Source organism: Vibrio artabrorum (assembly GCF_024347295.1).
Taxonomy (GTDB): domain Bacteria; phylum Pseudomonadota; class Gammaproteobacteria; order Enterobacterales; family Vibrionaceae; genus Vibrio; species Vibrio artabrorum.
This window is the reverse complement of record NZ_AP025458.1, coordinates 1,631,601-1,643,802: the sequence shown is the minus strand read 5'-3', so window position 1 is coordinate 1,643,802 and position 12,202 is coordinate 1,631,601. Positions and strand designations below refer to the sequence as shown.

The following is a 12,202-nucleotide window of genomic DNA, read 5'->3' as shown; positions in this document are numbered from 1 at the left end:
GCTATAGGAACAGGAAAATCACTATAACGCCAATGAGGTAGATGATTGTCTGAGTTAAATCAAGAAAGTTGCCTGATTACTCTAATTAGTGAGAAAAATCCAACCCAGATCCACCAGTGTGCAGGATTTTAATCTGTATATCTGTCGGGTATAATGTTTGACCGCTTTTAAACATACGTCGATTAAATTGGAATGCAATCAATAATGGCACTGATAAATGAATAGAAACAATGTGTTAGGTTCATTTCTTTTAGTGTTACTGATGAGTGTCGTGTTGGGGCTGTATTTGCTCTATCCAACTTATGACGACGATTTAAAACATATTCGCCCTGAAAACCCGAGTGTTTATAGTCCAGAGAAAGAGTTATTACTCTCTCAATATGGATCTGCGTTGATTAACATTCTCGATGTATCTCGTAGTGATCCTAATTTAGCTTCCCAACAACTCGAGGCTCTCCAGGCCAAGTTTCCAGACCAAGATAAAGCCATCTATCGTGCTTACGAATTGATGATTTTGTCGAACCTCGCGCAACACAAGTTGGATACCAAAGCGGTTTCCGAATACGTAAGACAGATTAAAGCACTCGCACAACACGAACATATGGGTTGGTTAAAGGCCCAGTCTCTCGTTGAATTGGCGATTGAATACATCAGTAAGGGCGAGCTAGCGGAGTCTGAAATCCAAATCAGAGCAGCGATAGATATCGCGGAATCGCTCCACTATGTGTATAGAACCAAGATAATACTAGGCTCCCGTCAGGATAATAGGACTATGGATTAGGGATCACGTTGACCTTTTAGGTGTCTCAAGGGATGAGTTTTGAGATAAGCATCTCAAATGAAATGCCTATCTTAAGCGGAGGAGTTAATGTTTAGCGGACATTTCCTGTTGTAGTTTAGCAACCTGTTGCTGTAGAGATGTTACTTTTGTTTTCTCTTCCAAGTATTTGTCAAAAATCTTATCGACTTTCCCCTTTTGCTCTTTAGGGAACTCTGGCTTCAAACTGGCTGCTTGCTGAGCTATTGGTACTTCCAACTCAAATTCAAGTTGTTCCTTTGCTTGTTGGTCAGCATCATCCTGACTAGATAAGTATTCCTTAATTTCATCAACTGTTGTTTCGAAAGGGTGATCTGGTGGAAAACTATCTATCATAACCTCTAGCAAGCGAGTGATGTCTTGACATGTAGCTCCGACAGTAAAAGCACCTCCTGACAAAAATGAAAAGCCAGTCGCCCAGCCCCACGAGGAAACTGTTTGCGTTTGTTTCTGAAGTTGTTCTCTTTCAACTAGAAGATCTTCAGCTTGAATTTCAAGTACCGAAAACTGCTCTAACATCCGACTAAATACTTCTAAGGAAGGGGAAAGTTCACCCCTTTCATATCGACTCAACGTGTCTCTTGATACCTTCAACTCCTTAGCTAGTATTTCTTGACTCCAACCTAAATTCTTTCTGGCCGATTTTACTCTCAAACCAAAATTAGACTTAAACGATGCATTTTCTGTTGACATTGTGGGTAATCCGCCTATTATTTGTAGTTAATTAGTCGGATTAGTCTAATTTAATATTCGGAGTAAATAAACATGAAAATTTCATCTGCCCCTCTTTCTATCCAAAAATTCAATCTACTAAAGGGAGCGTTCATTGCCCAGGGCACATCTTTTTCGAAGTGGTGCCATAACAACAGCGTGACCCCTTCAAATGCTAGGGCTGCTTTAATTGGCTCTTGGGATGGCCCTAAAGCCAAAATGCTAAGAGCAAAGTTGATTCAAGAATCTGGAATTTCGACGGAAGATAATTAAAGGAAATAGAGTAATTAATTTATGAAAAATCTAAGAATGAAAAATGCCGCTTCTCGAATTATCACTGAATTATCCAACCTCAGCATTGTAGAGGCTGAAATGGTCGTAAAACATGTTGGTAAAGAACTATTTCGAAATTGGGTCATGCCTGAAGCTCCTACACGTCGGTTGTCTATTATCGAGTCCGATCGAGAAGTATATGAATTCCTCTTGTCCTTAGACTTAGAGTTTATGACGCAACGTGATGTTTTTGATGTGTGTGTAGATCAGTTCGGCGAAGAGCGAATGCCCAAAAAATCTTCTTTTAATCGTGGATTTAGAAAGTTACTTGCTCACAAACAACTGCGTGAGGAATAAACATGAAGAGTAAATTTCAGAGTTCTATAATAGGGTACAACCTGAAGCCAACACGACTAGCCCTTGATCTCCTTGCGTTTATGGTTTCTCAAGGCGTTGAAGGAACAAGCTTAAAGCAGTTAGGCGATCACACTGGCATTCCTAGAGCGAGTCTTCATCGTTATTTACAAGTTCTTGTCGATAGCGGATGGGTCGATACCGTTGGAGGGCAGAAGTCGATGTTATGGAAGCCTTCTAACCATTTCATCAAGTTAGCATTCAGCTACAGAAATGCTGTACGCGAGCAAGTAGAGGCCATTGGGTCTGAATTTAAAGATTTGACGGGTGAGGAGCTATAGATGTCAGATGAAATGAAAAAATTAGCAGTGGCGCAGCAAACATTGAGTGATGCTCAAGAGTTGAATGCTGCTGAAGCATTAAACATGGCAACTTCAGCAGAGGCAAGCATTGATATTGGTATGTTTTTAGGCCGAGTTCAAATGGCACAGTCATTTGCAGTTTTCGCCGAGACCGTCAGTTTATCGACTCTTAAAGAGATGAAAGAAACGAAAAGGTATAGAGAATTAAAGGGTCGAACGATTAACCACCCTGCAAATACTTCCGATGGCGTCGAAAATGTAGTTGTTCTTAAAGGCACTTGGGATGAGTTTTGCCGATTATGTGGTACGTCAAAATCGAAGGTTGATGAGGACTTAATGAACCTTTCTCTATTTGGTGAAAAAGCCCTTCAATCAATGCAAACCTTAGGGGTGACAACCAAAGATTTACGCCGTCTTCGTAAGCTTCCCCAAGAAGAGCTAACGGCTATCGTAGAAGGTGAAGTTGTCAAAGTTCAAGACCGTGATGAAGCCTTAGAAATCATTGAAGAGTTGTCTGCGAAACATCGTCAAGAGAAGCAAGCACTTCAAAATGAGGTCAATAGCTTGGCGCAAGAAAAGCAGTCTAATGAACGCTTACTTATTGATAAAGATAAGAAAATAAACAGTTTATCTAAAAAATTAGATAAGCCTCTGTCACCTGCGCAGACTCGCCAGAAAGAAGAAGAGCTGAACAGCCAATTGTTAGAGCAATTGAATATTTCGGCACTTGCGGTAGATAGCGGTTTAGCGCGTCTATTTGATGCGATTCAAACCATTCAAGACAATGACCACCCTATCGATATTGATCAAGCGTGTGAAGATACACTCTTTCGAGTGTTAGAGCGTTTTCTAAGCCTTTCTGGGGATATGGGTATCGCTGCTCATGTCATGACGCATTTAGAGCAATGGCATGAAGAGAGTGCTTTGCTGATGGATAGCGAGGGTTAATCCACTATGAATGCACTTGAGCTAGAGCGAGCACAATACCTCACGCGCTTAATGGCTGAGTTAGACAGTGCAGGACGTGGTGATAAAGGGACGATTGTTCAGCGAGCCACGGAGCATCTGTGTATCTCGAAAAACAAGCTGTATCAAGAGCTTGCTGATTTAGGTTGGGTATCAGGTCGCAAAAAACGCACTGACAGTGGTGAATTAGCGTTAACACGCTCTGAAACTGAATTACTCGCTAACTTGATGCGTCAAAGCGAACGAGACAGTGGTAAGCGACTAATGACCATTCGTGATGCAATTGATATTGCACTGGCAAATAAGCACCTTACTAGGGATGTCTCAGAATCCACGGTCTTACGCGCCTTCAGTCGCTTTCGAGTTCACCCTAACCAGTTGAATGTAATGGAAACCACAACGAGTCAACGTTCATTACACCCGAATCATGCGTGGCAATTCGATGTGTCTATTTGTGTGCTGTATTACCTCAAAGGAGGGAAAGGCTTGCGAGTCATGGCAGAAGACGAGTTCTACAAGAACAAGCCTAAAAACCTTGATCGTATCGTGAATGAACGTGTGCTGCGCTATCTCGCTACCGACCATTACAGCGGTGCTTTCTTCCTGCGCTACTACGTGGCACCAGGTGAAAACACAGAGACCATCACCAAGTTTTTATTTGAAGCCTTTTGTGAGCGTAATACGAATGAATTGATGTATGGCGTGCCTAAGTTGCTTATCTGGGATGCAGGCTCTGCCAACATCGCGCACCAAACGCGCCATATGCTGGACATGCTTGAGGTTAAACACATTGCGCATACGCCTGGTCGCCCTTGGGCAAAAGGTCAGGTGGAATCAACTCACAACCTTGTCGAGTGTCGATTTGAGAGTCGCCTTGCTTTTATCACGATCAACTCGATTGAAGAGTTAAATCAATACGCTATCAAGTGGTCTATTGGCTTCCAATCGTTGAAAGCACATAGCCGACACAAGAGCAGTCGCTTTGGATTGTGGCAGACCATACGGACGGAACACTTACGTTTAATCAATAACATAGAGTTGGTGAAAAGCATGATGCAGCAAACCAAACCAGAAGTAAGAAAGGTACGTCCGAATGAGTTGAGTATCAGCTTTGCACCGAAAGGCTATGCGTCATTGGATTATTCGTTAACGCATATCCCCCACATCATCGCAGGGGATGAAGTCAAAGTGTTTGTGAACCCATATAAAGCCCCTGCAATTCGAGTGATTAGCATGGACGAACAAGGGCGAGAGCACACGCATGAAGCATTGCCCATTGAACGTGATGCCGCTGGGTTTAACTTACAAGCCCCGATTATCGGTGAGCAACACAAAGCCGTTCGAGAAACGCAATCAGACATTAACCGTAAGCGACTTGATACCGCTGCATGGGGCACGGACAACCCACGAGCGATTAAGAAAGTTCGTAAAGGGCGTACGCCCGCCTTCGATGGTGCCATTAATCCAATGGCTGACATTGAGCAACGATCAACGCCGTCGTTCTTATCAAGAAAAGGCACCACCATGGATATTGAGGGACAAGCGTTAACAGAGCATAAAACAACGTTTATAGGGGCTTTAAATCGCCTTAAAAAAGCCCTCAACCCATCGAGAGAAGAGTTAACGACCATTAGGGCCATATTAAAGCAAAAACACCCTCAGGGAGCCTCTGAGCGCGAATTACAGATATTTATTGAATTGTGGGAGCAAGAAGCCAATGAGCACACTCAGAACGCGGCTAGATGAGGCAGGGTTAACCATCCGCTCGTTAGCTGATTATTTAACGATGAATTACAGCACGGTTTACAAGGCCGTTCGTCAAAATGAACCGCCAAAGCGACAAGCAGAAGAATTTAAACAGAAAGTGAATGCGTTTTTCGTATCACAAGGGCTAGAGGGTATAAGCGGTTGGTCAAAGGCTGCAACCAATGACCAACCTAAACCCCAGCAAGAAGAAATCAATCAGGACATCGAACTGGAGAACCAAATGTTAACACAAGAAGCCATGAAACACTTCAAGCTATTCAGAAACCCGTTTATCAACGACATTCGCGCGGTTCGTGACATCTTCATGAACGAAGATACCCGTTACGTACTGGCAGCAATGAAAGACGTGTCGCGTAATCAGGGCATTCTAGCGGTTGTGGGCGACTCAGGCGCAGGAAAAAGCGTTCTACGCCGCCTATTGCTGGATGAATTGCACAATGACGGTGATATCTCTGTCATTCAGCCCAAAATCATTGATAAAACGCGTGCCACGGCAGCGGGTATTTGTGATGCCATCATTAACGATATCAGCAGCGAGACACCGAAACGCAGCATGGAAGCCAAAGCACGACAGGTTGAACGCCTCTTAATGACGGCCTCGAAAGGTGGTCAACGACATGTACTTATTATCGAAGAAGCGCACGATTTGACTATCCCTGTTATGAAGTACCTTAAGCGTTTCTGGGAGTTAGAGGACGGATTTTCTAAACTCCTTGGGATTTTACTTGTGGGTCAAACAGAGCTGTTTCACCGCCTTGACGAACGCCGCCATTATGAGCTTCGAGAGTTTATCCGCCGCTGTATGGTGGTCGAAGTCCCACCACTGGATCATGATATTGAAGCTTACCTAAAACATAAGTTTGAACGTGCTGGCTGTGACTATAACAAGATCATGGACAGCAGCTCAGCCCCTGCCTTAAAAGAACGCTTAAAGACTCGACGTACTAACTCTGGGAGCCTTGTGTACCCTCAGATCATCAACAACCTCATCACCAAGGCGATGAACCTTTGTGCTTCGTTAGGTGAAGACAAAGTGACTGACGACATCATTAAGGAGCTATAAGCATGAACATTCAAAATCAAAAAGGTGTACGAGCGGTATTAGTCACTGAATGGAACGCAGTAGACCTTGAGGAGTATGCGTTAGGTAACATTGCTCTTGTGACTCAACTCATCAATAAATGCGAAGACCTACATGAAATTGATGCAAAAGACTTAGGCCACGCTTTGTCTGCTAGCCTAGAAATTATCAACGCAGTACGTCTGACTAAGGAGCAATAAGTATGGATACGCAATCAAACAAAACAAACGTTGATATAGACCTCAGTTGGACGCAGCTTCACCAATATTCAGACGAGCTGCTATTGGGAAGTCCTACATCGATGATTGAGGATGGAACGGCAATACTGACTTTGTTACAGGATTACTTATTGCACGTTCATGCTGCAAATCAACTCCAACACACCCCTATCGAGGGGCTGACAGGCTGCTTGCAAGTCGCTGAAGGACTGATTCGTATGGGGAATGAAATTCGATGCTATCAAGACCGCACGGGAGAGGTTTAAATGAAAAAGCCACTTCTTAGCGCTGCTGAAAGTCACGAACTTGCTTGTCGTGTGTCCGCTTTAGGAGCTAAGCAAGTGCTTGAGCTTTTGCGCGAACTACAAAATCAAGCATTCGACCATGAAAATAAAACAAAGCAATTCACTAAAACAACTCATTAAATGTAACCTGTTAAGGATAAAACATGTCAATCCAAGAGCTAAAACTTAAATTATCTAAACTTCAAGAGCAAAGACAAGCTCTTGACCATGATCGCAGAAGTGCAAAACCAGACCAATTACGTGAACGTAAGCAAAAGCATACGCAGCTTGAACGTAATGTAACGGACGCTCAGAACGCACTACACCAAGTCTTTTCAGAAGATGATGTAGCAGAAGCTAAATCGATGTTTGATAGAGCGACAGCGGAGCTAGAGGCTTGTGAGGTAGTCATTCGTAACCTTGAAACCTTTATTTCAAGTACAAGCGTACTTGATTTGAAAGTGCTGCAAGAAGAAATTGAAGACATCAAGCAACAAATTATCAATTTATTGCATGATGACATAGTAGGTAAGATAAAAGAGATCCCCGCAGAAACTATCGAGCTGCTTAAGGACTATGTGATCGTTTCTCAATCAGGGACAAGCTCACCAAAAGGAAGGTATGGTCTGGGAAGTGGCGTTACTCAGGTCTTCGGTGAACTTCGAAGTGATGATTTTCGTGCTTATCAGAAAACGTTCGAAGAGAAATTTGGATTCTCTCTCTAATTTAACTAAAAATTAAGTTTAAAAAAGCACGAGTTTAGGCTCGTGCTTTTTTGTATATTCACTTCCTCAGGTGCAATGCTCATCCCATTGCACGGGATTCAAAAAAATCTAATTATCTTGAAATTTCGCGAGTATTATCTCGGCGCTGCACAACTATGAAGAGTTGTTGATTAAGGCCTATAACACGGCTGGTGTTATTAACAATATCCGCAATGATTTTCCTGAAGCTCAATACTTTTTCCATAAAGGTTTAGACCTTGGTAAGAAGTACCCTCAACACATCTACAACAGCAAGTTAGTGTCAAATATGGCACTGCTTTATATCTATTTGGAAGACTGGCCTAAGGCGCTCAAGCTGATTAAAAGAGCCAAAAAACTCTATTACAAGAGCGGACTACTTGAAGCGTCTACCATCGGCGTGCTGCATGTGAATGAGTCTTTTGCTTATCTGCGCAGTGGTGATTTGGTCAAAGGTCGAGAAGCATATCAAAGTGCGGCGAAACTCAATGGCGATAACGTGAGTGAGCGATACAAAATCATCCTATTAAAGGCAGAGAGTGATGTGTTGTTGGCGGAACAGAACTTTGAGTCAGCACGGCAAGTCGCAAACTTGTGTCTTAGATACCCGGGCGTGGACAAATATACACTTCAGCTGGGTCAGTGTTACTTAAACAGAGCTTTAGCGAACATTGGTTTGAACCGAGATAACTTTGTTTTTGCTGATCTTAAACGATCGTCTGCAATGTTCGATGTTGTGGGGACTCGCAGCTGGAAGGTCCTCGGCTTAAGAACCCTTGCAGAATACTATGATTCGAGAGGCGACAGCGAGAACGCGCTCCGTTACTTCAAACTCTATTACAAGGGTAACAAAGCGCTGCTATTTGATAAGCGCCAGAGTGATATCTTTTTACTCGAGCAAGAATTTGCTACAGCATCATTAGCTCAAGAAAACGAACTGCTTAACGCAGAAAAAGAGTTGGGTGAGCTGACATTAGATAAGCAGCAGTTACGGAATCGAATCGTTGTTGCGTTGGGTATCATGGTGATGATCAGCGCCGCATTACTTTTGATTAGGTTACGCTCGATCCAGAAGACCAATAAAGAGTTACTCAAGCAATCAACAAGATGTGAACTGACAGGCTTATACAATAGGCGTTACTTGGAACAACGGTTAACTCAGCCGTTGCCGAACCATTTGTCGTCGTTCGGGTATACGCTCGCTATTCTAGATTTGGACCGCTTCAAACAAGTAAATGATACTTATGGGCATGATATCGGTGACCAAGTGTTGGTGGAAGTCGCTAAGCGTTTAGATCAAATCTTATCAACAAACGATGTAGTGGCAAGATGGGGTGGGGAAGAGTTTGTTTTGTTGCTAGCTGGGAATCAAGAGCCTGTTAAAGAGCTTGAGCTGATAAGACAAACGATCGCTGACCGACCGATTGAAACGCATTCTGGCCAATTAGAATTAACCACATCGATTGGTGCGACGACTCATCTAACGGAGCAACAGTTGAATAGCCGAACCTATAAGAAACACTTGAAATCGGCAGACGATGCTTTGTATCAAGCTAAGCAGTCAGGGCGTAATAAAGTCGTTATCATTTGAGTGCCTAAACTTGGTTGACCCCTGTAATCAAGAACCTGAACTTCAGCACTTACCTGAACTAATAGAGCTATCTACTCTTATTCGCTTAATTCATACTTTGATTTGGCTTGCTGGATTACTTAGCGACACCTTGAAGCATTTCAACCAATTCGCCTTCTGTCGCAGGTTCGCTAGCGAGTTCAATCACTGCCGAAGCGCCGCCTTTTAACATATAGGCTTGGGTTCCGCAGTGGTCATAGTGGAACCATTTACCATCTACACATACGTCGGTATAACATCTTGGGTCTTGTTTAAGTTCCATATCAATTTCCTTATTAACATTTGCCTAACGTTTTTCAGGCTAGTTGATCACAAATCTAGGTAAATTGATCTAAATCAATCTAGAGTGTAATTGATGATTTGATTATCAAAATAGGAGAGGTGCATCTGGCGAAGGAGCGACCTCTCGCTAAGCACTGCGCTCAAAGGTCGTGATTCTGGTTGGCAACTCTCGCTCTTTTGCTTGCCAGGTGATGCTTTTCTACATACGCTAGCCACTCTCTTAATCCCTATACAGACTTGATTGTGTTGGAAAATGACTAATATTTTTATCGTTGTAATTGTTCTGGTTGTGTTCTTTTACTTTATTCAAAAGTATGTGGTGAAACACGATGACACCAAAGACCACGCTTATCAAAAGAAAGGTGCGTTGATGTCGGCGCAACAGGCGACATTCTATAATGCGTTAAAATCTGCTGTGGGTAACCATGGGGAAGTGTTTGCGAAAGTCAGCATGTCGAACGTACTTGTTCCTGCTAAGACGAACAACAAGAAGAATTGGTTTATCGCCAACAACAAGATCTCACGTAGCTATTTCGACTTTGTTGTTTGCGATCCGCGAACGTTAGAACCTCGCGTGATCATTGAACTTGATAACGGCAAAGAACTCAATAAAGGGAAAGTCGACCGCGAAAAGCTACTGATTCACGTCTGTAAATCGGCAGGTTTACCCCTGATTGGTGCTTCAATTAAGCACAGCTACCAAGTGAGCCGTTTGAAGAGGTTACTGGCAGCGCACATCGATTTAATCGAACCATCCAAAGAAGTTCGATTCTGTAAAAAGTGTGGTAGCCCGATGATCATCAAGCTTGCAAGCCAAGGTGACCATAAAGGTCGACGATTTTTCACTTGCAGTCGCCAGCCTAACTGTACTTATACCGAGAACTATAATGTGGTGTTTGAATCCGAAGAGGAACAAGACTAATTTCGGATAAAATGTGCCATCGGAGGTCACAAAGGCACCAAGCACGTCTCATTATCGAAATACTCAAATGGATTTAAAATGTGATCGAATTCAAGTCGTTGATCTGGAATGTGTTTGAAATTTATCCTGATTGTTTATTTTAAAAGCAAACGATCAATTTTGTGCAAATTTATCCTTGCACGCTACCCATTCACTCGTTATTATCCATCTCGTTCTGAAGCGTTAGCCACTTAGTAAAGCGGTTAGATAAGTTTCACAGCATTGCCCGCTTAGCTCAGTTGGTTAGAGTACTTGCATGACATGCAAGGTGTCACTGGTTCGAGTCCAGTAGCGGGCACCAAATTCAAAAAGAAAGCCCACCTAGTGTGGGCTTTTTTGTACCTGCAATTCCTTGTTTTATCAGGCTCTTAGCCATTTCTTGGTCCCAAGAGATCCCGTGATGTGTTGTAAAATCCACCGTTTAAAGTAATCTCTGAAGTAGTCTTTTAAGATCTAAGCAATTTCGAGGTTACTTCAGGGGGGTTACGATGATGGATTATCATTGAAGGTTAAGCCTATAGGAACAAAGCTATGGCGTTTTTCTTATTATCATCCCATTTCACGAAAGCGCTTGAACCTAGCCTTAGGTAAGTACCCTGACGTCTCACTAGCCAAAGCTCGAACCAAAGCTATTGAAGCGAGAGAACTACTTGTTGATGGTATTGACCCTAAAGAGCACCGTGACACTACTCTTAGAGAAAAACAGTTAGAATTGGCGAATACGTTACAGTCGGTATTTGATGACTGGATTGAAGTGAAGAGAACAAGCGTCAAAGAGCAAACGGCTAAGAAGCTAAAGCAACGAATTGAGAAGTACCTCTTACCTGATCTTGGTAAGTTCCCCCTTGGTGACATTACGGCACCACAAGCGATAAAAACAATTAAACCCATTGCGAATCAAGGTAAATTAGAAACAGTAGGGCGTTTGTGTCGTAACCTCAATGAGATAATGACCTTTGCAGTCAACACGGGTGTGATTGAACACAACAAGCTTGCTGGCATTGGTAAAGCATTTGAGACTGCTAAGGTAACCAACCAAGCTTCGTTAGCCCCTGATGAGCTTCCAGAGCTTCTCAAAACAATCAACTACGCATCCATTAAACCCATCACTCGCTGCTTGCTAGAATGGCAACTTCATACCATGACAAGACCGACTGAAACGGCTGGGGCACGTTGGGATGAAATTGACAGAGAAAAGATGCTTTGGATTATCCCAGCTGAACGAATGAAAAAAGGTAGAGTACACACTGTTCCTTTAACAAAACAAACTTTAGACCTATTAGAAACGATTGATTTCATCACGGGTGATAGTGAATACCTTTTCCCTGCTGACAAAAGTAACAACAATCACATCAACAAAGAGACTGCAAACAAGGCATTGGTATGAATGGGCATGAAGGGTAGGCAAACTTCTCACGGTTTGCGCGCATTAGCCAGTACCACCTTAAATGAGCAAAACTTCGATCCAGATATTATAGAAGCCGCACTTTCTCATGTGGATAGAGATAAGGTAAGAAGCGCATACAACCGAACTGACTACCTTGAACGCCGTAAAGTTCTCATGGCGTGGTGGAGTGATCATATCGAAGAAGCTGCTTCGGGGAGCTTGTCGATGAGTGGTAAAAAGAGCCTGAAGGTAGTGGGTTAATAGGTATGTATTGTGATTTGATGCTCCAGCAAATAAGAGTTACAGTGTAACTTCAGGCCTGCAATAGATTGAAAGGCATTGGCTTGACGTAGAGTACGGTTTTCT

Annotated in this window: 13 protein-coding genes, 1 tRNA gene and 3 pseudogenes; 15 read left to right on the top strand and 2 right to left on the bottom strand. The window is 42.9% G+C overall.

What is annotated here, in order from left to right; genetic code table 11:
• Positions 1 to 217 precede the first annotated feature (217 nt).
• A pseudogene (locus OCU36_RS07375) lies at positions 218 to 724 on the top strand (GGDEF domain-containing protein); the annotation flags it as partial.
• Positions 725 to 865: 141 nt separating this feature from the next.
• On the opposite strand, the gene OCU36_RS07370 reads toward OCU36_RS07375, so the two are convergent.
• Positions 866 to 1,510, bottom strand: a complete 645-nt coding sequence (locus OCU36_RS07370; protein ID WP_261837411.1) for a helix-turn-helix domain-containing protein — start codon at positions 1,508 to 1,510, stop codon at positions 866 to 868.
• Between the two features lie 72 nt (positions 1,511 to 1,582).
• Between OCU36_RS07370 and OCU36_RS07365 the strand changes: the two genes are divergently transcribed.
• From OCU36_RS07365 to OCU36_RS07315, 11 genes and pseudogenes are all read left to right on the top strand, one after another.
• On the top strand, positions 1,583 to 1,801 hold the full coding sequence (locus OCU36_RS07365; RefSeq protein WP_017096342.1) for a hypothetical protein: 219 nt from the start codon (positions 1,583 to 1,585) through the stop codon (positions 1,799 to 1,801).
• 21 nt (positions 1,802 to 1,822) lie between these two features.
• Positions 1,823 to 2,158, top strand: coding sequence for a hypothetical protein (locus OCU36_RS07360; protein WP_261837410.1), 336 nt, complete (start codon positions 1,823 to 1,825; stop codon positions 2,156 to 2,158).
• 2 nt (positions 2,159 to 2,160) lie between these two features.
• Positions 2,161 to 2,496 carry a helix-turn-helix domain-containing protein gene (locus OCU36_RS07355; RefSeq protein ID WP_261837409.1) on the top strand — a complete coding sequence of 112 codons (336 nt, stop codon included), beginning with the start codon at positions 2,161 to 2,163 and terminating at the stop codon, positions 2,494 to 2,496.
• The gene (locus OCU36_RS07350; RefSeq protein ID WP_261837408.1) at positions 2,497 to 3,465 is read left to right on the top strand and encodes a MarR family transcriptional regulator; all 969 of its coding nucleotides are present in this window, start codon (positions 2,497 to 2,499) and stop codon (positions 3,463 to 3,465) included. It begins immediately after the preceding gene.
• 6 nt (positions 3,466 to 3,471) lie between these two features.
• Complete coding sequence (locus tag OCU36_RS07345) at positions 3,472 to 5,229, top strand: DDE-type integrase/transposase/recombinase (RefSeq protein ID WP_261837407.1); 1,758 nt, start codon at positions 3,472 to 3,474, stop codon at positions 5,227 to 5,229.
• Positions 5,201 to 6,313 (top strand): ExeA family protein, encoded by a 1,113-nt coding sequence (locus OCU36_RS07340; protein WP_261837406.1) that lies wholly within the window; start codon positions 5,201 to 5,203, stop codon positions 6,311 to 6,313. Before OCU36_RS07345 ends, OCU36_RS07340 begins: the two co-directional genes overlap by 29 nt.
• Before the next feature lie 2 nt (positions 6,314 to 6,315).
• Positions 6,316 to 6,531 (top strand): hypothetical protein, encoded by a 216-nt coding sequence (locus tag OCU36_RS07335; RefSeq protein ID WP_261837405.1) that lies wholly within the window; start codon positions 6,316 to 6,318, stop codon positions 6,529 to 6,531.
• Between the two features lie 2 nt (positions 6,532 to 6,533).
• A complete protein-coding gene (locus tag OCU36_RS07330) occupies positions 6,534 to 6,815 on the top strand; it encodes a hypothetical protein (RefSeq protein WP_249633093.1) in 282 nt (93 codons plus the stop codon).
• On the top strand, positions 6,816 to 6,974 hold the full coding sequence (locus OCU36_RS07325) for a hypothetical protein (RefSeq protein ID WP_017096334.1): 159 nt from the start codon (positions 6,816 to 6,818) through the stop codon (positions 6,972 to 6,974).
• Positions 6,975 to 6,997: 23 nt separating this feature from the next.
• Entirely contained in the window at positions 6,998 to 7,558 is a 561-nt protein-coding gene (locus tag OCU36_RS07320; protein WP_261837404.1) for a hypothetical protein, read from the top strand.
• A 154-nt stretch (positions 7,559 to 7,712) separates the two neighbouring features.
• Positions 7,713 to 9,167: pseudogene (locus tag OCU36_RS07315) on the top strand (diguanylate cyclase); the annotation flags it as partial.
• 115 nt (positions 9,168 to 9,282) lie between these two features.
• Here the strand turns inward: OCU36_RS07315 and OCU36_RS07310 are convergent.
• A complete protein-coding gene (locus OCU36_RS07310) occupies positions 9,283 to 9,468 on the bottom strand; it encodes a hypothetical protein (RefSeq protein WP_017059179.1) in 186 nt (61 codons plus the stop codon).
• Positions 9,469 to 9,741: 273 nt separating this feature from the next.
• On the opposite strand from OCU36_RS07310, the gene OCU36_RS07305 reads away from it, so the two are divergent.
• The 3 genes and pseudogenes from OCU36_RS07305 to OCU36_RS07295 all read left to right on the top strand — a co-directional run bounded on the left by OCU36_RS07305 (position 9,742) and on the right by OCU36_RS07295 (position 12,097).
• On the top strand, positions 9,742 to 10,410 hold the full coding sequence (locus tag OCU36_RS07305) for a DUF2726 domain-containing protein (RefSeq protein WP_261837402.1): 669 nt from the start codon (positions 9,742 to 9,744) through the stop codon (positions 10,408 to 10,410).
• A 263-nt stretch (positions 10,411 to 10,673) separates the two neighbouring features.
• Positions 10,674 to 10,750, top strand: a tRNA-Val gene (locus OCU36_RS07300).
• Positions 10,751 to 10,909: 159 nt separating this feature from the next.
• Positions 10,910 to 12,097, top strand: a pseudogene (locus tag OCU36_RS07295) (tyrosine-type recombinase/integrase).
• Positions 12,098 to 12,202 lie beyond the last annotated feature (105 nt).

Excerpts from the sequence above, each read along its gene's own strand:
- OCU36_RS07370 (WP_261837411.1), bottom strand. The coding sequence starts at position 1,510 with ATGTCAACAGAAAATGCATCGTTTAAGTCTAATTTTGGTTTGAGAGTA.
- OCU36_RS07365 (WP_017096342.1), top strand. The coding sequence starts at position 1,583 with ATGAAAATTTCATCTGCCCCTCTTTCTATCCAAAAATTCAATCTACTA.
- OCU36_RS07360 (WP_261837410.1), top strand. The coding sequence starts at position 1,823 with ATGAAAAATCTAAGAATGAAAAATGCCGCTTCTCGAATTATCACTGAA.
- OCU36_RS07355 (WP_261837409.1), top strand. The coding sequence starts at position 2,161 with ATGAAGAGTAAATTTCAGAGTTCTATAATAGGGTACAACCTGAAGCCA.
- OCU36_RS07350 (WP_261837408.1), top strand. The coding sequence starts at position 2,497 with ATGTCAGATGAAATGAAAAAATTAGCAGTGGCGCAGCAAACATTGAGT.
- OCU36_RS07345 (WP_261837407.1), top strand. The coding sequence starts at position 3,472 with ATGAATGCACTTGAGCTAGAGCGAGCACAATACCTCACGCGCTTAATG.
- OCU36_RS07340 (WP_261837406.1), top strand. The coding sequence starts at position 5,201 with ATGAGCACACTCAGAACGCGGCTAGATGAGGCAGGGTTAACCATCCGC.
- OCU36_RS07335 (WP_261837405.1), top strand. The coding sequence starts at position 6,316 with ATGAACATTCAAAATCAAAAAGGTGTACGAGCGGTATTAGTCACTGAA.
- OCU36_RS07330 (WP_249633093.1), top strand. The coding sequence starts at position 6,534 with ATGGATACGCAATCAAACAAAACAAACGTTGATATAGACCTCAGTTGG.
- OCU36_RS07325 (WP_017096334.1), top strand. The coding sequence starts at position 6,816 with ATGAAAAAGCCACTTCTTAGCGCTGCTGAAAGTCACGAACTTGCTTGT.
- OCU36_RS07320 (WP_261837404.1), top strand. The coding sequence starts at position 6,998 with ATGTCAATCCAAGAGCTAAAACTTAAATTATCTAAACTTCAAGAGCAA.
- OCU36_RS07310 (WP_017059179.1), bottom strand. The coding sequence starts at position 9,468 with ATGGAACTTAAACAAGACCCAAGATGTTATACCGACGTATGTGTAGAT.
- OCU36_RS07305 (WP_261837402.1), top strand. The coding sequence starts at position 9,742 with ATGACTAATATTTTTATCGTTGTAATTGTTCTGGTTGTGTTCTTTTAC.